Origin of the sequence: Nocardia sp. NPDC006630 (assembly GCF_040611495.1) — a bacterium.
In the GTDB taxonomy this organism is placed as follows: Bacteria; Actinomycetota; Actinomycetes; order Mycobacteriales; family Mycobacteriaceae; genus Nocardia.
On sequence record NZ_JBEXOK010000002.1, the window covers coordinates 416,147 to 434,351 of the forward strand.

General features: G+C 66.5%; 20 protein-coding genes. 6 read left to right on the forward strand and 14 right to left on the reverse strand.

From position 1 onward, the window contains the following. Window positions 1-14: 14 nt before the first annotated feature. From ABZX86_RS06270 to ABZX86_RS06320, 11 genes are read right to left on the reverse strand one after another with little or no spacing between them, the layout of a single operon-like run. Entirely contained in the window at window positions 15-1,244 is a 1,230-nt protein-coding gene (locus ABZX86_RS06270) for an acetyl-CoA hydrolase/transferase C-terminal domain-containing protein (protein ID WP_355120595.1), read from the reverse strand. Further along, window positions 1,241-1,453, reverse strand: coding sequence for a hypothetical protein (locus tag ABZX86_RS06275; protein ID WP_355120597.1), 213 nt, complete (start codon window positions 1,451-1,453; stop codon window positions 1,241-1,243). The genes ABZX86_RS06270 and ABZX86_RS06275 overlap by 4 nt, the downstream gene beginning before the upstream one ends. A 1-nt stretch (window position 1,454) precedes the next feature. Further along, entirely contained in the window at window positions 1,455-1,967 is a 513-nt protein-coding gene (locus tag ABZX86_RS06280) for an aromatic-ring-hydroxylating dioxygenase subunit beta (RefSeq protein ID WP_355120599.1), read from the reverse strand. Further along, window positions 1,967-3,229 carry an aromatic ring-hydroxylating dioxygenase subunit alpha gene (locus tag ABZX86_RS06285; RefSeq protein WP_355120601.1) on the reverse strand — a complete coding sequence of 421 codons (1,263 nt, stop codon included), beginning with the start codon at window positions 3,227-3,229 and terminating at the stop codon, window positions 1,967-1,969. The genes ABZX86_RS06280 and ABZX86_RS06285 overlap by 1 nt, the downstream gene beginning before the upstream one ends. Next, window positions 3,226-4,917, reverse strand: a complete 1,692-nt coding sequence (locus ABZX86_RS06290) for an AMP-binding protein (protein ID WP_355121291.1) — start codon at window positions 4,915-4,917, stop codon at window positions 3,226-3,228. Before ABZX86_RS06290 ends, ABZX86_RS06285 begins: the two co-directional genes overlap by 4 nt. A gap of 5 nt (window positions 4,918-4,922) precedes the next feature. Further along, entirely contained in the window at window positions 4,923-6,557 is a 1,635-nt protein-coding gene (locus ABZX86_RS06295; protein ID WP_355120603.1) for an AMP-binding protein, read from the reverse strand. A gap of 14 nt (window positions 6,558-6,571) precedes the next feature. Continuing rightward, complete coding sequence (locus tag ABZX86_RS06300; RefSeq protein ID WP_355120605.1) at window positions 6,572-7,360, reverse strand: enoyl-CoA hydratase-related protein; 789 nt, start codon at window positions 7,358-7,360, stop codon at window positions 6,572-6,574. A 14-nt stretch (window positions 7,361-7,374) separates the two neighbouring features. Further along, on the reverse strand, window positions 7,375-8,166 hold the full coding sequence (locus tag ABZX86_RS06305; protein WP_355120607.1) for an enoyl-CoA hydratase-related protein: 792 nt from the start codon (window positions 8,164-8,166) through the stop codon (window positions 7,375-7,377). Window positions 8,167-8,186: 20 nt separating this feature from the next. Beyond that, window positions 8,187-8,954, reverse strand: a complete 768-nt coding sequence (locus tag ABZX86_RS06310) for an enoyl-CoA hydratase/isomerase family protein (RefSeq protein ID WP_355120609.1) — start codon at window positions 8,952-8,954, stop codon at window positions 8,187-8,189. Beyond that, window positions 8,951-9,688: a 3-oxoacyl-ACP reductase FabG gene (gene fabG, locus ABZX86_RS06315; RefSeq protein WP_355120611.1), complete on the reverse strand. Its 738-nt coding sequence runs from the start codon at window positions 9,686-9,688 to the stop codon at window positions 8,951-8,953. Before fabG ends, ABZX86_RS06310 begins: the two co-directional genes overlap by 4 nt. Further along, window positions 9,685-10,137, reverse strand: coding sequence for a MaoC family dehydratase (locus ABZX86_RS06320; RefSeq protein ID WP_355120613.1), 453 nt, complete (start codon window positions 10,135-10,137; stop codon window positions 9,685-9,687). Before ABZX86_RS06320 ends, fabG begins: the two co-directional genes overlap by 4 nt. Window positions 10,138-10,263: 126 nt before the next feature. On the opposite strand from ABZX86_RS06320, the gene ABZX86_RS06325 reads away from it, so the two are divergent. Next, window positions 10,264-10,908, forward strand: coding sequence for a TetR/AcrR family transcriptional regulator (locus tag ABZX86_RS06325; protein WP_355120615.1), 645 nt, complete (start codon window positions 10,264-10,266; stop codon window positions 10,906-10,908). A 69-nt stretch (window positions 10,909-10,977) separates the two neighbouring features. On the opposite strand, the gene ABZX86_RS06330 is transcribed toward ABZX86_RS06325, so the two are convergent. Next, window positions 10,978-11,787: an enoyl-CoA hydratase-related protein gene (locus ABZX86_RS06330; protein WP_355120617.1), complete on the reverse strand. Its 810-nt coding sequence runs from the start codon at window positions 11,785-11,787 to the stop codon at window positions 10,978-10,980. A 3-nt stretch (window positions 11,788-11,790) separates the two neighbouring features. Then, window positions 11,791-12,642: a hotdog fold thioesterase gene (locus tag ABZX86_RS06335; protein ID WP_355120619.1), complete on the reverse strand. Its 852-nt coding sequence runs from the start codon at window positions 12,640-12,642 to the stop codon at window positions 11,791-11,793. An 88-nt stretch (window positions 12,643-12,730) separates the two neighbouring features. Between ABZX86_RS06335 and ABZX86_RS06340 the strand changes: the two genes are divergently transcribed. The 4 genes from ABZX86_RS06340 to ABZX86_RS06355 are packed head-to-tail and all read left to right on the forward strand — an operon-like array spanning window position 12,731 to window position 16,484. Next, a complete protein-coding gene (locus tag ABZX86_RS06340) occupies window positions 12,731-13,528 on the forward strand; it encodes an SDR family oxidoreductase (RefSeq protein WP_355120621.1) in 798 nt (265 codons plus the stop codon). Window positions 13,529-13,530: 2 nt separating this feature from the next. Then, window positions 13,531-14,133, forward strand: a complete 603-nt coding sequence (locus ABZX86_RS06345) for a TetR family transcriptional regulator (protein WP_355120623.1) — start codon at window positions 13,531-13,533, stop codon at window positions 14,131-14,133. 35 nt (window positions 14,134-14,168) lie between these two features. Beyond that, window positions 14,169-15,320, forward strand: a complete 1,152-nt coding sequence (locus ABZX86_RS06350; RefSeq protein WP_355120625.1) for an acetyl-CoA C-acetyltransferase — start codon at window positions 14,169-14,171, stop codon at window positions 15,318-15,320. A gap of 3 nt (window positions 15,321-15,323) precedes the next feature. Continuing rightward, window positions 15,324-16,484: an acyl-CoA dehydrogenase family protein gene (locus tag ABZX86_RS06355; protein WP_355120627.1), complete on the forward strand. Its 1,161-nt coding sequence runs from the start codon at window positions 15,324-15,326 to the stop codon at window positions 16,482-16,484. Between the two features lie 8 nt (window positions 16,485-16,492). On the opposite strand, the gene ABZX86_RS06360 is transcribed toward ABZX86_RS06355, so the two are convergent. Continuing rightward, a complete protein-coding gene (locus tag ABZX86_RS06360) occupies window positions 16,493-17,329 on the reverse strand; it encodes an SDR family NAD(P)-dependent oxidoreductase (RefSeq protein ID WP_355120629.1) in 837 nt (278 codons plus the stop codon). Between the two features lie 120 nt (window positions 17,330-17,449). Here ABZX86_RS06360 and ABZX86_RS06365 point away from each other — a divergent pair, with 120 nt between their 5' ends. Continuing rightward, complete coding sequence (locus tag ABZX86_RS06365) at window positions 17,450-18,040, forward strand: TetR/AcrR family transcriptional regulator (RefSeq protein WP_355120631.1); 591 nt, start codon at window positions 17,450-17,452, stop codon at window positions 18,038-18,040. The last annotated feature ends 165 nt before the right edge of the window (window positions 18,041-18,205 follow it).

An 18,205-nucleotide genomic window follows, 5' to 3' on the forward strand; every position in this document is an offset into this window, starting at 1 on the left:
ATCCTCGAACCGGCTCAGCATGGAAACTCCTTCGCCCGCAGGGCTTCTCGATGGTCGGGGTGGGCGATCGCGAGCAGCCGTTCCCGGCGCTCGGACAGTGTGGTCCCGCGCAGATCGGCGACCCCGTATTCGGTGACGACGACGCCGGCATCGCTGCGCGCGGTGCTCACCGGGCCGGACAGCCGATCGACAATGCGCGTGCGGGCGCCCGCCGTCGCGGGGAGCGCCACAATCGGGACCCCGCCCACCGATCGTGCCGCACCACGCAGGAATTCGGCTCCGCCGCCGACGGCTCCCACATAGCGTCCGCCCGCGACCTCGGCATTGACCTGCCCGGTGAGATCTACCTCGATGGCCGAATTGATCGCTACGAAACGATGTTGTGCGGCAAGCCGTGCGGGATCGTGCGTGTACTCGATCGGCCGCAGCGAGACGGCCGGATTGTGGTGCGCGTGGTCGAACAGCCGTTGCGAACCGAGCAGCAGTGCGGCCACGGACACACCGCGATCGGCGGTCTTGCGGTCATTGGTGACCACGCCCTTGTCGATCAGGTCGACAACCGCGTCGGTGAGTATCCCGGAGTGGATGCCGAGGTCATTGTGCTCGCCGAGCGCCCCCAGCACGGCTTCCGGCACCGAGCCGATGCCGAATTGCAGGGTGGCTCCGTCGGGGACCACTCCGGCAATGCGCTCGCCGATCGCCGTCACTTCCGGTGATGCCGGAGCGGACAGGCTCTGCACCACCGGTCGCGAGGTCCGGACCTCGATATCGATATCACGCGCGGTGAGATACCGGGAACCCGATGTCGCCGGGGCCTGATCATTCACCTCGGCCACCACCACACGCGCGGAATCTATTGCAGCGGTGAGATAGTCATCCGCCAGCGAGAGGCTGTAGCGTCCCTGGGCATCCGGCGGTGCGCACTGGACCAGCACCACATTCGCCCGCGAGACGTATGCGGGCAATGTCGAATAGTGGCCCGGATAGATATCGAGCACCCCGGCGGCGGCCAGCGCGCGGTGGCCGCCGGACCCGCAGTACCCCACGAACCGAATATGGTCCGCGTGTTCGGGGGTCACCGTATCGGCGACCGGAATTCCGAGAAAACAGGTGATTCCACCGAACTCGGCGCGCTGGGCCAGCAGCCGTTCGGTGAGCGGCACCGGCTCCGCGCAGGCCTGACCCCACACCACGAAGTCGCCCGCGCGCACGATATCGCGAAAGTCGATGTCCGCCACCGTCACCGCTGATCCTCACGCCAGCGATCGGCGGATGGGTCGAGTAACTGCTCCAGCCGTCCGTCCGGCAGCCAGAGGATCGTCTCCAGTTCGAGAGCATCCAGATACCGGACCCGCCCCGACTTCAGATCCGTCAGCCGCAGCCGCGGGCCATTGCCCTCCTGGTCGATATCGACACGGACACCGGCGAATTCGCTGCTGATCACCCCATCCATCTCAGATCAGGAATCCGAGAGTGGGCAGCGCCTCGGCATTGTTCACCAGCAGTACGGTCTTGCCGACCAGCTTGATCTCCCCCTCCACCCGGCGCAACCGGTACAGATACCGGCCCGCCCAGGTCACCAACCCGCGCGGCTTCGACTCCAGCAGCACAAAATTCGCGCCGACACCGATATCACCGTCCTCGTTGCCGAGCAGTTCGACATTGGAAATGGTCCGGCGCAGATTCGACGGCGGCGATTGCGCATACCGCTTACCGGTACGCAGCTGCGCCAGCCGAGTGCTGATCCGGCGGCGATTGTCGTACATCACCGACACCGTCCGCTCCGGGTCGGCGAGTGAGCCGGCCACCGGCACCCAGTACAGCGCATCGTCGGTCCACAGCGCTTCCCACGCGTCGTACTGATGCTCGTCGGCGAAACGCGCTTCGCGGTAGAGGAATTGCTCGACTTCGCGAAGATCGATCAGCGCCGAGGAGTCGAGAGCGGGCTCGGATTCCATGGTGGTCATCACTTCTCCATGAGGGATTTGTAGTGCTGCCAGAACGCCCGCATCGCGGTCTCGTCGGTGGCGCCGCCGATGCGGAATCCGTTCTCGTCATCGGACTCTCGCTGCACGCCGCGGCGGACGTCCAGCCATTCGGGCAGCAGCTGTTCGACGCCGCGCTGATTGCGCTCGTACATTTCGGTGTCATCGGCCAGCAGCATGCCCGCCGGACCGACCGATCCGATCGACTGCGACAGCATGCGCTTGTTCAATTCCGGTGCGCCGTCGAGCTGTACGGCGGTGGAGAATTGGACGCATTCACGCTCGGAGATCGGCTGGATATTGAAGACCTGGATCTCGGCGACAAAAAGGTTCGGGAAGATCATGACGTGCGGCGCGCCCTCGATGAGGATCTCTTCGGCCGCGTCGCCGTGTTTTTCGCGCATCGCGGCCACATAGTCCGGCACGCGGGATTCGGTGGTCCCGAACCAGCGCATGGGCTCGGCGAACTTGCGGAACTCGGGGCGCAGGTCGTTCTCGCTGTGCCCGTTGCCGAAGGCCCGGGTCACCGCGCTGGAATTGTCGCTGTAGAGCGGCCCGATGGTGGAGCCGGTCACCGAGAAGATCGAGCTGTGCACGAATTGCGGGTGGTAGCCGTCGGTTTCGTTCTCCGCCAGCAATTTCCAATTCGCGTGTGTGCGGTGTTTGAGCCAGCCGGCATCCAGGGACACCTTGCCCACGGGTGAGAGTCGCGCCAGCCGGTCGAGTTCACCGGCTGCCCCGCCGAGATGCTCGGCGAGCGGCGGCACATCGGCATTGAAGCTGCCGAAGACGAACCCGTGATAGGACTCGACCCTCGGCACCGCACCGAGTCTGAGATCCAGCGCACCCTTGCCGCCGTAACCCTTGTTGAACGGCGCACCCAGCAGCTCACCGGAATTGCGGTAGGTCCACCCGTGATACGGGCAGCGGAACGAGCTGGAATTGCCGCTCGGCGCATCACAGACCAGATTGCCGCGGTGCGCGCAGCGGTTCACCAGCAGGTGCACCTCGCCGGTGCGGTCGCGGGTCATGATGATGTCCTGCGGCCCGATATTCTTGCGCACGTAGTCGTTCGGCTGCGGCACCTCACTGGTGTGCCCGACGAAGACCCAGCCGCCGTACCAGATCCGTTCCAGCTCATCGGCGAAGACTGCCGGGTCGGTGTACAGCGAGCCGTGCACGCGCTCGGGTTCGATGAGCGCGGAGTAGTCGACCCGTGGGGCCGTGCATGTTCCGACCGTCATAGTTGCTCCAATCGCTGTTTGAGCTGTGCCACCAGCTTGTACTTCTGAACCTTGCCGGTCGGCGTGGTCGGCAATTCCGAAGCCTCCAGGAACACAACATGTTTCGGTACTTTGAATCGAGCCAATCGCGCCTTGCACAGGGCGATCACAGCATCGGTGTCGATAAGGCTGTCCGGTGCGCGCACCACACAGGCGCATCCCGCTTCACCCCAGCGGTCGTCGGGAATGCCGACGGCGTAGGCCTGACTGATCTCTGGGTGCGCGGTGAGCAGTTCCTCGATCTCCTTGGGCATCACCAGTTCACCGCCGCTCTTGTAGAGCTCCTTGCTGCGGCCGGTGATCTCGAGATAACCGTCCGGGCGGACCCGGCCCAGATCTCCCGAGTACACCCAGCCGTCGCGCAGGCCGCGGGTGGTCTCCTCGGGCTTGTCCCAGAATCCCAGCATGCTCGTCGGGCCGTGTGACACCAGTTCACCCTCGGCGCCCTCGGGCAATACCTCACCGGTCGCCGGATCGACGGTGCGATACCACACCAGCAGGCCGTCGGAGAGTCCAGCTGCCCCAGCCGATTTCGGTTTGCCCACGGTGGTCGCGGTGAGTTCGAAGGAATCCTCGGGCCGGGTCAGCGTCATGGCGCCCCCGCATTCGGTCATGCCGTATCCGGTGACGATCTCGGTCGCACCCAATTCATCACGCACGCGCTCCCACAGCCACACCGGAGCTGGGGCAGCGCCCGACAACACCGCCGACAGCGAGGACAGATCGTAGGTGTGCCGGTCCGGATGCTCCAGAATCGCGACGGTCATGGTCGGCACGCAGAGGATGTCGTCGGCCCGATGTGCCTCGATCCCGGCCAGATACTGCACCGGATCGAACGCGGCCTGCATGATCACCGCACCGCCGACCATCATCGCCGCGATGAGCCCTTCGACATAGCCGAACATGTGATAGCAGGGCAGCGAGAACAGGATTCGCCGCCCGTCACCGAATGCCCGCGTCAGCGCCGAGGCGTAGCCGGTGCGCAGGACCGCGTCATGGGTGATCAGGACGCCCTTCGGCGATCCGGTGGTGCCGGAGGTGTAGAGAATATCGCCCACCTCGGCGGGGTCCACCGAAATGCCCTGGACGGCACCCACATTCGCGAGGCCGAGCGCTTCGAGGTCCGATAGCGTGCGCACCCCGGTCCGGGCATTGCCGTTCGCTGGTACTTGGATCACGGTGCGCAGCAACGGCAATCGCTCGGTCACGCCGTTTTCCCAGCCGGGTGCGATGGTATCGAGCATGCCCGGGTAATCGAGCGTGGCGAATCCGGTCATGGTGATCAGTACCCGGGCCTGCGACTGCGCGAGTACATACGCCAATTCCTCGGTGCGATAGAGGAAGTTCATCGGAATGGCTACGGCACCGGCCAGTGCGATGGCGAACTTCACCGGAACGAACTCCGGATAGTTGGCCATCAGCACACCCACGTGCTCGCCCGGCCGCACCCCGAGCGCCACCAGGCCATCGGCCAGGCGGGCAGCCCATTCCGCGGTCTCGCGGTAGGTGAGGGTGCGCTCGTCGGTAATGACGAGCGGGCGGTCACCGTACTCAGCCGCACACGTGCCGAGCCAATCCCCCAGCGAAGACGGCTGCCACTCGGGAAACCGTTCGATCAGTCGCTGCCGACGAGCGTCGAGGCCGTCCATGCCGCTCACCCGATCTCGTCGACGGATGCGGCGAGAATGGCCTCGCGCAGTTTGAATTTCTGGATCTTGCCCGACGGTGTTGTCGGCAGTTCGGTGGCGACGAACCAGCGGCGCGGAGTCTTGAACGGCGCGAGCCTCGCACTCAGATGCGCCTTCACCGAATCGACCAGATCATCGGGTCGTTCCCCGCGCACCACCAGCACCGCGGCGACGGTCTCACCCCATTTGTCGTGCGGCACGCCGACCACGGCCGCCTGCCGTACCGCATCGTGTTCGACCAGTCGTGATTCCACCTCGGCCGGCGCGATGTTCTCACCGCCGCTGATGATCATGTCCTTGAGCCGCCCGGTGACGGTGATGAAGCCCCGGCTGTCCATCGATCCCAGATCTCCGGTGTGCAGCCAGCCCTCGGCGTCGATGGTCGCGGCGGTGGCTTCCGGGTCCCGGAAGTACTCGATCATCTGCTGATAGCCACGCGCGCAGATCTCACCCTCGGCGCCCAGCGGCGCGACTCCGGCGCCGTCGCTGCCCGCGATCTTGGCCTCCACCTGGCCGATCGGACGCCCGACGGTCGCGAGCTGGTCCTCGATGGAATCCGACTTGCGCGTCAAGGTCAGGACCGGCGCGAGTTCGGTCTGACCGAACAGGTTGTGCACGGACGCGCCGAACGCCCGCGCCGAGCCCTCGATCAAGAACCGCGGGACATTGGCGGCGCCGCCGACAATGCTCGCGAATCGCGGTGCGGTGTCCTCTTTTCCGCGCACCTCCTCCAGCAGTGCGGCGAGCACCGTCGGAACGAAGAAGAGCACCTCGGCCCGCTCCTGCCTCGACCACTCCAATATCGCTGCCGGGGTGAAGGTTTCGACCAGTAGCAGGGTTCCCGCCTTCCAGACCGGGCCCAGCGTGCCGATCACGCAGGCGGCGGTGTGGAACATCGGCAGTGGATTGACGAAGACCGATCCCTCGGCGATCTCGGCGGCCTCCATGGTCATTCTGGCGACATTGACCAGCGAACGATGGCGCAGCAGCACACCTTTCGGATTGCCGGTGGTGCCCGAGGTGTACTGCAGCATCACCGGTGCGTCCGGATCGCTCGCCCAAGGACCGAATTCGGTACCGGCAAGGTACGGGGACTGCCACCGCTCGCGCTCGGACAGACTGATCAGGTGTTCCACACCGGGCGCCTCGGCGGCGGCCGCCTTCGCCACAGCCGCCATGTGGTAACCCCGGTTCTCCTCGGCGTGGATCAACACCTTCGCGCCGGAATGCCGCAGCGCGTAGGCGAGTTCACCCTGCCGGAATGCCGGATTGATCGCGACGAGCACCCGCCCCGACAGGGCCGCACCGAATTCGATGACCGGCCACTCCGCGACATTGGGAGCCCACAGGGCCACGAAGTCACCGGGTTCCGTCATGGTCGTGAGCGCGGCCGCGACGCGTAGCGCCTTGCCGTACAGCTCGGTATAGGTGAATCGGCACGGTTCCGTCGTGCTGTGCGGTGTGGCGACCAGGGCGATGGTGTCACCGTGGTGCGCGGCACGGTCGGCGAGCAGGGCACCGACGGTGTGATCGGACAGCGGCACGCTATTGTCGCGCGCCCAATACGATTCGATGAGGTTGCGTTCTGCCACAGAGGTCATGGGCGGGCTTCCATCTACTTCCCGCGAAACGCGGGTGTTCGCTTCTCATGGAACGCCGAGACTCCCTCGGCGAAATCTTCGGTGTCGAACAGCCGCACCTGGGCGTCGACCTCGCGCTCCAGCACCGCGAGCGGGTCGCCGGGCCAGCGTGCGAGCAGCGACTTCAGGGCGGCGATCGCCAAAGGTGGTGCGGCAGCGATGCGTTCGGCATCTGCCACGGCGCATTCCAATGCGGTGCCGGAGGGAACAACCACATCGGCGAGGCCGAGCATCGCGGCCTCGGTACCGGACAGCCGGGTCGGCAACAGCATCAGCTGCCGGGCCTTCGCAGGGCCGACCCGGGCCGGGAGCGAGGCGAAAATGCCCATATCCCCGGCCAGCCCGACACCGGTGAAGGCGGTGCTGAATACCGCGTCCTCAGCGGCGACCACGCGATCGCAAGCCAGGGCCAGCGATACTCCGGCGCCGAACGCGGACCCCTCGACAGCCGCGATCACCGGAGTGCCGCCCTGCCAGATCGCACGGACGACCCGCTGCGCGGCCTGCGCACGCGGGCGGGCTTCCGACTCGTCCATCCGCCGCATGGTCGAAATATCGCCGCCCGCACAGAATCCGGAGCCCGCGCCGGTCAGTACGATCGCACGGACAGTCGTATCGGCCATCGCCGTTTCGAGTCGATCGGCGAGGGCGAGCCGCAGTGGAATATCGATGGCATTGCGCCGATGCGGGCGGTTCAGCGTGATGATGCGGACCGCGCCGATGTCCTCGGTCAAGACCGGCGTCGCGGCAACAGGTTCAGTCATATTGTCGGACACCGTTATTCGCCCCGGAACTTCGGTTCACGCCGTTCGATCACCGCGGCGAGCCCCTCGCGGGAATCCGCCGTGCCGGACAGTTCGGAAACGGTGCGGGCTTCCTCCGGCAGGCGGTCGGCGAGCGTCGCACCGAGGCCACCCCAGACGAGCCGCTTGGTCGCACCGATCGCTTTCGGTGCGGTGTCGACGAATTGCCGGGCATAGGCAAATGCCTCCTGCTCGAGTTCCGCGGCCGGTACGACCTGTGTCAGCAATCCGATATCGAGCGCCTCCGCAGCGTCGAGCACCGGATTGGTGAGCAGAATGTGCATCGCACGGCGCAGGCCGACCAGTTGGGTAAGAGTCACCGAGACACCCGCGTCCGGAGCCATGCCGACACGCACCGCACCGGACATGAATTTCGCGGAGTCCGCGGCGATCACGAAGTCCGAGGCGCAGACCAGTCCGAATCCCCCACCACCGGCGGCGAATCCGTGGACAGCGGCGATGACCGGAGGATTCAGTTGTGTGAGTGCGGCCACCGCGATCTGCAACCAGGCCGTGGCCTCGCGCAGATAATCCGGCAGCTGCTCGCCCTTGGCAGCGAAGACCTTGATATTGCCGCCGGCGCAGAAGTTCCGCCCCGCGCCGGAGAGCACCACCGCCCGCACCCGGGGCTCACCGTGCACCCGCAGAATCGCGGCGTGCAGCGCCTGCAGGAACGGCACATCCATACCGTTGGAGGTCTCCGGACTGTTGAGCAGCAACCGGGCGATGCCATCGGCGTCGATATCGAGCCGGACCAGATCGGACATTATTTGCTCCCGCTCGGACACTATTTGCTCCCGCGATCCGTGGTGAACGAGGCGATTCCGGCTCCTGCCGTCGCACCCGAGAGATGGTCGAGCACTGCGTCGAATTCGAGATCGAGACCTTCGGTGAGCGGCAGGCTCAGACCGGTGCCGACCAGATGCTTGATCTCGGCCAGTGCTGCACGATCCTTGGAGGCCAGCCGCCGGGCGAATGCTGTGACTGCGGTATCGAATTCGGCGGCCGCCAGCTTGCGATAGGCCAGGCCCCAGGCCACCACCTCATCGGCCGAGAGGCTGTCACCGGTGAGAATGTGCGCCAGCGCCCGCTGGCGGCCGACCAGCCGGGGCAGGCGCTGACTGCCGCCGCCACCGGGTATCTGGCCGAAGCGCGAATGGGTATCCGCGACCACCGCCTGCTCGTGGATCAGGACGATATCGGCGGCCTGCATGAGTTCGAATCCGCCTGCCATGGCGTAACCCTCGACCGCACACACCACCGGTACCGGCAGGGTGGCAATGGCATCGCACGCCGCGCGGAAGTTGGTGAACAGCGGCGCCATGGCCGCCCGGCCCTGCGCCCGCAATTGCTCGAGTTCCCGGAAATCGCCACCGACACAGAAGTTTCCGCCGCTACCGCGAATCACGATCACATCGGCGGCGGCGGCCAGCGTCAACAGCTCGGCATGCAGTCGCGCACCCAATTCGACCGAAATGGCATTCATCTGCTCGGGCCGGTTGAGGGTGATGGTGGCGACCCCTTCCGACACCTCGGTCAGCACAATATCGCTCACATCAATCGCCCCCCGCCCACCTCGAGCACCGCGCCGGTCGTATAGCTGGACAGATCGGAGGCGAGATACAGTGCGGCGCCTGCGACTTCACGGGGCTCACCGGCGCGCTTCATCGGAATCGCGGCCTCGCGCTCGGCGAAGACCTCCGGCGGCATGGCCTCGGTCATGGCGGTGCGAATCAGGCCGGGCTGGATCGCATTGACCCGGACACCCTTGTGCGCCAATTCTTTTGCGCTCGCCTTGGTCATGCCGACAATGCCGGCCTTGGCGGCGCTGTAGTTGGTCTGCCCCGGATTGCCCGACTTTCCGGACAGCGAAGACATATTGATGATCGAGCCGCCACCGGCGTCGCGCATGACCGCCGACGCGGCGCGCACACCCAGCCAGGTGCCGCGCAGGTGGACGGCGATGACGGTATCGAAGTCGGCCACGGCCATCTTCCGCAGCGAGGCGTCGCGGGTGACCCCGGCATTGTTCACGAAGGCGTCCAGGCGACCCGACCAGCGCACGGCCTCATCCACCAGGCGCTGGACCGAATCCTCGTCGGTCACATCGCAGCCCACGCCGATGGCCCGAGCCCCGACCAGTTCGGCGGCGGATCGCGCACCGGCCTCATGGATATCGGCCAGCACCACCGCCGCACCGTGCTCGTGGAACAGTTGTGCGACAGCGAGTCCGATGCCACCCGCCGCGCCGGTCACCACGGCCGTCTTCCCGCTGAGCAGGCCCGTCATGCGAGGAACCGGGCGATCGATTCGGCGACACACGCGGGCTTGGCCGCGCCGTCGATCTCGATGGTGGTGCTGAACTTCGCCTGAACACCGCCGGGCACCTCGGTCACCGATTCGATCGTGGTGCTGCCGCGCACCCGGGAGCCCACCGGCACCGGAGCGATGAAGCGCACCTTGTCGAAGCCGTAATTGACTGCCATCGTGACGTTTTCGATCCGATAGAGCTCGTGATTGAGCACCGGCAGCAGCGAGAGCGTCAGCAATCCGTGCGCGATGGTCGACTTGAACGGTCCGTCCGCGGCCCGCGCCGGATCGGTGTGGATCCACTGGTGATCCCCCGTTGCATCGGCGAACCTGTTGATCCGGTCCTGATCGATGTCGAGCCATTCGGTGGTCCCGAGCGAGGTCCCCTCGGCGGCGGCGAACTCTTGGATGTTGGCGAAAACCTGCACGTCATCACTCCTGCCTGAATTTGAATCTAATATAGATTAGAAGATATGAGTGGTCAACGACACATCACCGGACGCCCGGGGGGCGCGCTGTCCGAGCAGGGCCCGACCTGGCCCTATAGTCGTCCCGTGGCCAGGAAATCAGCTTCAGCACCGACCGGCGACAGCATCGAGACCGGTGCCGAGTCGAAGGCGGTGCGCACCCGGAAGCGCATTCTCGACGCGGCCGCATACGTGCTGAGCCGCAAGGGATATGCCGGCACCCGGCTGTCGGAGGTGGCGGAGATCGCCGAGCTGCAGGCTCCGGCGATCTACTACTACTTCCCCTCCAAGGACGATCTGGTCGAGGAGGTCATGTGGGCGGGCATCGCCGATATGAATGTGCACGTGGGCGGCGTCCTGGCCGAGGTGCCCGCCGAGGTCCGGCCCATCGACCGCATTCTGGTCGCGGTCGAGGCGCATATGCGGCACGAGCTCGAGATCTCGGACTACACCACGGCTTCCATTCGCAATGCCGGTCAGGTTCCCGAGAAGATTCGGGTGCGGCAGCTGGAGGAGGAGGCCAAGTACGGCAAGATGTGGCGCGCCCTGTTCGATGACGCCGTGGCCGCCGGTGAATTGCGGGCCGGGCTCGATCCGGTCATCGCCCGCATGCTCGTTCTCGGCGCGCTGAATTGGGCGGCCGAATGGTGGACGCCCGAGCGCGGATCGCTCGATACCGTGGTGCGGACGGCACAGGATATCGTCCGCAACGGGCTCAGCCCGGGCCGCTAGCGACTGCTTGCAGGTCGCTCGAAACGGCACCGCTAGCGACTGCTTGCAGGTCGCTCGAAACGATACCGCTCAGCGACCCTCGAATGTGGGGCTGCGCTTGGCCGCGAAGGATTCGATCGCGTGCGTGGCGTCGGCCGAATTGCCGGTTGCGACAAGCGCTTCGGACTCTTCGACGAGCTGTTCGGAGAGGGTGTTGTCCCAGGACGCTCGTAGCAACGCGCGCATCTGACCGAAGGCCTTCGTCGGCCCGGCGGCAAGTTCACGAGCCAGGTCTTCGGCGCGATCCGTGAGTTCATCGTGTGGTACCACCTCCGTGATGAGCCCCCATTCAGCGGCCTCGCGCGCATCGAGAACCTTGTTCCGCAAATACATTTCGGCAGCGCGGCGCGGACCGACCAGGCGCGGCAGGAACCAGGTTCCACCGCCGTCACCGGAGATCCCGATCGCGGCGTACCCGGTGGCGAACTTGGTGCGCTCGGCCGCGAGCACGAAGTCGGCGATATACACCAGGCCGAGTCCGCCACCGGCCACCGAACCGTGGGCGGCGGTGACAATCGGCGGGTCCAGCCTGCTCAGAATGCGGAAGGCCTCGTGGAGCGGACCGGTCATGCGCCGGAACAGATCTCCATAGGGCTGCGCGGATTCGGTGAAGTAGCGAATATCGCCGCCGACGGTCAGCGCCGGTCCATTGCCCTTGATCAGGACCGCGCGAATATCGCGGTCGGCGGCGCAGCGCCGGGCGACGATCAGCAGCTCTTCGGCGAGCTGCAGGTCCATCGCATTGCGCGCCTCCGGACGGTTCAGGCAGAGGGTCGCAATGCCGCCGGCCACGGTGTATTCGATGGTCTCGAGCGGTCCGCCCGCGGCTACGACACCCATGGCTCACACTCCTGTTCGCAGCATCGTGCATGCCGCTCTGGCAATCGGCTGTTGTGAACTGCCCTGGTAGACAATCGCGTTCGCGGCCACGATCCGCTGTCCGGCGCGTTCGACCACGGCACCCGCCGTCACCGGCACAGTGCCGAGCAGACCGGGACGATGGAAGGTGATATCCACTCCGAGCGTCCGCACCCGGCCGGCAGCCGCGGCCGCGGCCTCCGCCAGCGCGAGTCCGGCCAAGGCGACCGGAATACCGCCGTGCAGAATGCCGTACGGGTTGGCCATCCACTCCGCGGGCCGCAGCACGAATCGGGTTTCCCCCGGGCCACCGGCGGCGGGCTCCGCACCCAACTGCACGGCGAGCGAATCCGTCTCGGGCACAGTCAGTTCCGATCCGGCGCCGGCAACCGGCTGCACGGAACCGGGAACGATTATGAATCGCCCGGTCACCTCCGCGACCAGGGTTCCCGCCTCATCGGTGATCCGCCCGCTCGCCAGGACCGAATGCGCACCGATCTCGACGACCTCCCCGGTGGCCAGAATGCGATGGCCACCGCGCAATCCGCCTGCACCGACCTGCATATGCAGCGACAGCGTACGAATGCCGACATCGGGGACGAGCGCCGATTGCACCGCACGCCCGGTGACAAAATCCGCGAGCGGACCGAGCCAGCCGATCGGCAACTCCCCCGCGCTTCCTACGGGCAAACGCTGCTCGACGGCGATTCGCTCGGGACCGTGGCCGATCTGGCGGACACCGAAGCGATCCTCCGGCCCGAGGTTCGGGAATCCGGCCACCTCCGCAGCTCGCGCCACCGGATCGGCCGCGGCAATCGCGGACAGCTCCACCGTCATAGGACCTCCTTGTCATATACCAGCCTTGCTTATTGAATTGAATATAGATTAAATTAAGCCGCAGGCAACAACGAAGGGGTACGACCGCATGGATCTTCAGCTGCACAACGCGCGCGTGCTCGTCACCGGCGGCGGCTCCAATATCGGCCGGGGCATCGTGCACGGCTTCGCCCGCGAAGGCGCGCGCATAGTGATCAGCGATATCGATGGGCCACAGGCCGAGAATGTGCGGGCGGAGGCGCTGGAACTGGGCGCCGCGGCCGTCGAGGTCGCCGCGGGTGATCTCACACTCGACGGCGTCGCACAGGAGGCGGTCGATCGCGCGGTACAGCACTGGGGCGGGCTCGATGTGCTGGTCAACAATGCGGGCTGGAGTGTGCCCGGCTTCATTGCCGAGGACACCGACCGCGCGAAATGGCAGCGCACCATCGAGATCAATCTCTACACCGCCATTGCCGCCACCCAGGCAGCGATTCCCGCCATGCGCGAGACAGGCTCCGGCGCCATCGTTTTCATTGCCAGTGACGCGGCCTTCGGGCAGATCCGCCAGGGCATCTACGGTGCGACCAAGGCCGGGTTGATCGCCCTGGCGCGCACCACCGCCCGCGAGCACGGCCGCCACGGCATTCGCTCCAATGTCGTATGCCCCGGCCTGGTCATCCCCGACGGGCCCGATGCGGTCGGGCCGAGCAGCCTGTGGGCGGTCGGCCAGGACGCGGTCTTCAACGAGAAGCAGATCGAGTTCCTGCGCAAGGACATTCCGCTGCGCCGGCTCACCACCGCCGAGGACATCGCCAATTCGGTGCTCTGGGTGTCCTCCGACAGTGCCGCGCGCCAGGTCACCGGTCAGGTGTTCTCGGTCAGCGGCGGATACACGATGCCGTAGCGATGGCCAGGCCGGCGAGGAATCCGGGCAATGGCAGCCGCGACCGCATTTTGGCGGCCGCCGCGGCCGTGCTGACCGAAAAGGGTTATGCAGCAGCGCGACTCACCGATATCGCCGAGGTCGCGCAGTTGCGCGCACCCGCCGTGTACTACTACTTCGATTCGCGGGAGGCCCTGGTCGCCGAGGTGATGATCGTCGGGCAGCAATGGCTGCGGCGGCACGTCACCGAGGCGCTCGATGCCCTGCCACCCGGTACCGCGGCCCTGGACCGGGTCTGCACCGCCGTCGACGCGCATCTGCGAGTCGAGCTGGAGCTCTCCGACTTCGCCACCGCCGTCACCCGCAATGCCGGGCAGCTGCCCGCCGATGTGCGCGCGCAGGTCGGCCGGGAAAGCGCTCAGTACCACGCCATTTGGCGCGCGCTCATCAGCGAGGGTCAGTCCGACGGCTCGATCCGCACCGATATCGATCCACGCTCGGCCCGCATGCTGATCATCGGCGCGTTGAACTGGGCGCCCGAATGGTGGCATGCCACAGCACAATCCATCGATCTGCTGATCAGCACCGCACAGTCGTTCATTCGCGCCGGCCTGTCCGCGCACTGAACTCCCCCACCGCACACCATCACCGGAGGAAAACCATGCCCGAGGCCTATATCGTCGACGCCACCCGCACCCCGGTCGGCCGCCGCAAAGGCGGTTTCAGCGACACCCATCCGGCCGATCTCGGCGCCCATGTCATTCGTGAGCTGGTCGAGCGCGGCGACTTCGATCCGGCCGCCATAGACGATGTGATCTACGGGTGCCTGGACGCGATCGGTTCACAGGCGGGCGATATCGCGCGCACCGCCGCGCTCGCGGCCGGGCTGCCGGAGACCGTTCCCGGGGTCACCATCGACCGGCAGTGCGGATCCTCGCAGCAGGCAGTGCATTTCGCGGCGCAGGCCGTGATGAGCGGGACCTGTGATCTGATCATCGCCGGCGGCGTGCAAAAGATGACCCAGTACCCGATCCTCAGTTCGTTCACCGCGGGCGAGCCGTTCGGTGCGACCGATCCGTGGACCGGATCCAAGGGGTGGGCAGCACGCTACGGCTCTGCCGAGGTCTCCCAATTCCGCAGTGCGGAAACGATTGCCGAGCAGTGGGGCATCTCGCGGGAGGATATGGAGCGCTTCGCTCTGGAGAGTCATACCCGCGCCGTTCGGGCCCGCGACGAGGGGCGGTTCGATCGCGAGATCTCCGCATTCGACGGGGTGACCCGGGACGAGGGGCCGCGCCCTGACACCACGCTGGAAAAGATGGCCTCGCTGCCGGCACTGGTCCCCGGCGGACGGGTCACCGCGGCGGTCTCCAGCCAGATCTCCGATGCGTCCTCGGCCGTGCTGATCGCGTCCGAGGCGGCGGTCGAGGCACACGGGTTCACCCCGCGCGCCCGCATCCATCACCTGTCGGTACTGGGCGCAGATCCGGTGAACCTTTTGACCGCACCGATTCCCGCCACCCGGCGCGCGCTCGCCAAGACCGGTCTGACCATGGCCGATATCGACCTCACCGAGATCAATGAGGCCTTCGCCTCGGTGGTCCTGGCGTGGTTGCACGAGCTTAAGGCCGATCCGGCGAAGGTCAATGTGAACGGCGGCGCCATCGCCCTCGGGCATCCGCTCGGCGCTTCGGGCACCCGGCTCATGATCACCCTGCTGCACGAACTCGAGCGCACCGGCGGCCGCTACGGGTTGCAGACCATGTGCGAGGGCGGCGGTCAGGCCAATGTCACCATTATCGAACGGCTCTGAGCCATGGACCGCGACTTCTACACCGAGGACCACGAACTCTACCGGCAGACGGTGCGCGAGTTCCTGACTCGCGAGGTGATTCCGCACCGCGAGCGCTGGGACGAGGAACGCTGGATAGATCGGAGCGCCTTCGCGGCGGCCGCGAAAGCGGGGATCTACGCCTTGCAGATTCCCGAACAGTACGGCGGCGCAGGCGAACTCGACTACCGCTATCGAATGGTCGTGTGCGAGGAGGTCTCCCGTGCGCACGCACTGTCCTTCGCGCTGACGCTGGCGCTGCAGGACGATCTGGTGCTGCACTATCTGCTCGATCTGACCACCGAGGAGCAGCAGCAGCGCTGGCTGCCGGGCTTCGCCACCGGCGAGATCATCGGCGCGCTGGCCATGACCGAACCGGGGGCGGGCAGCGATCTGCGGGGGATCCGGACCGAGGCGCGACAGGACGGTGCGGACTGGATCCTCAACGGGCAGAAGACATTCATCTCGAGCGGCATCATGGCCGATGTGGTGATCGTGGCGGCCCGCACCGATCCGGCCGGCGGTACCGGGGCCTTCACGCTCTTTGTCGTCGAGCGGGATATGCCCGGCTTCGAGCGGGGTCGCAAGCTCGCGAAGATCGGACTGCCGGGCCAGGACACCGCCGAACTGTTCTTCGACAATGTGCGGGTGCCGAGCGCCAATGTGCTCGGCGGTGTCGGACGCGGACTGCAGAATCTGATGAGTCATCTGCCCCGGGAACGACTCGGGATCAGCGCCGGGGCCATTGCACTGTCCCGGGCGATCTTCGAGGTGACGCGCGAATACTGCTTCACCCGAACGGCATTCGGCAAACCCATCGGCGATAACCAGCATGTGCGCTTCGAACTCGCCGAGATGGCCACCGAACTGGATATCGTCGAGGCCTACGTCGACAAGTCGGTGCACGCCTACAACGCGGGCACGCTGACGCCCGTCGACGCGGCAAAGGGCAAGTGGTACACCAGCGAACTGCAGAAGCGGGTCGTCGATCGCTGTCTGCAACTGCACGGCGGGTACGGGTACATGTCGGAGTATCCGGTGGGCCGCGCGTACACCGATACCCGCGTGCAAACGATCTACGCGGGCACGACCGAGATCATGAAGGAGATCATCGGACGCGATCTGGCTCGAAAGCCGTTGGGCTGAGCCGGGGTTCAGATGCCGGCGGCGCGGACCAGAGCATCGGCGAGACGTGGTGAAACGGTGGAGAGCAGGCGCAGGGCGGCGGCGTAGGTGGGGTACAGCTCGACCGGGCGATCGCGGATCGCGGTGAGTACCCACTGCGCGGCCTGCTCGGGAGTCAGCGTGGATTGGGTGTCGTAGTCGCCGGTGGGGCTGATCATGGGTGTGCGCACCAGCGGGAATCCGATTGTGGTGACCGCGATTCCGGTGCCGTGGCATTCGGCGCCGAGGCTGCGGCCGAAGGCCGAGAGCGCGGCCTTGGAGGCGTGGTAGGCGGTGAATTTGGGCATCACTCCGGCGGTGGTGCCCCAGGTGCCGATATTGATGATGTGGCCTCGACCAGCCTCGCGCAGGGCCGGGAGCAGCGCCAGGGTCAACCGGACGGGGCCGAAGTAGTTGACCGCCATGGTGCGTTCGTAGTCGTGCGGGCGATCGGCGGCCTCGAGCGCGGTGCGGCGGATCGAGCGGCCGGCATTGTTGATGACGATAGCGGGCGGGCCGAAGCGGTCGAGCACATCGGCGGCGAGCGCTGCCACCTCGTCGGCACTGGTCATATCGCAGGGCATGGGGTGAGCGGTGCCGCCTGCGTCCGTGATCACCTTGCACGCGGTGTCCAGTCGTTCGCGGTCGCGGGCGACGGCGAGGATATGAGCGCCGCGCGCGGCCAGCAGCTGTGCGGTCGATTCACCGATACCCGAGGAGGCTCCGGTCAGAACGACCGTCTTGCCGCGCAGATCGGGCGCGCCGCCGAAGAAGTCCCTGACCGACGGTGTCGGGTTGAGCAATGCGGTGATCAGTGGGTTCTTCATTCGACGCCGTCCTAGGTGATGTTCATGGGCTGCCGCAGCCCGGCGCACATTAATTGACTATTTGGTAAATTACCGAGAGCTCAATCCGGTGTCAAAGGGTGCGGACGGAAGGCGGCAGTGGTGAGCGGTGCGGGAACCAAAGGTGTGCCGCGGGCGCAGCGGGAGGCGCAGATCCTCGATGTCGCGGCCGCGGAGATCGCCCGGGTCGGTTATGCGGGCCTGTCACTCGGCGTGGTGGCCACCCGGGCCGGTGTGTCGAAACCGCTGGTGTACGCCTACTTCGACACCAAGGACGGGTTGTACGTGGCGTGTGTGCAGCGGGCCGCAGCCGCACTCGGCGATTCGATCGACGAGGCGATCAGCGGTCCGGCGACGCTGCAGATGGCCGAGCACACGCTGGCCGCCATCTTCACCGCGCTCGAACCGCGACCGCATGATTGGAAGGTCATTTTCGACCGCTCGCATCCCGCCGACGGGGCCGCCGCGCAGGCCGCCCAGGGTGCGCGGCGGCGCATTGCCGAACAGGCCGGACAGGGCGTGGGCCGGGTCCTCGACGGACGCGGGCTGACCGATCCGGAGGATCTGTCGGCGGTCACCGCGGTCTGGATGGGCACGGTCACCGCGCTGGTCGATTGGTGGCTGCACCATCCGAACGAGAGCGCCGCGGCGATGATCGCGCGCAGCCGCCGGCTCCTCGCGATCTTCGAATAGCCCGTGTCCCGTTTGTGCCAACCCACCGACGCGCCGTGCCATCCACTCCCCTCGGTTCGACGTCGGCCCCCACGTCCGTGAGACTTCTTGTGACCGGCGGAGATTCACCAGCAGTGGCGATCGCCGCCCGGTCTGCTCCGGGCACGGTGCGGCGCACCGCAAGCG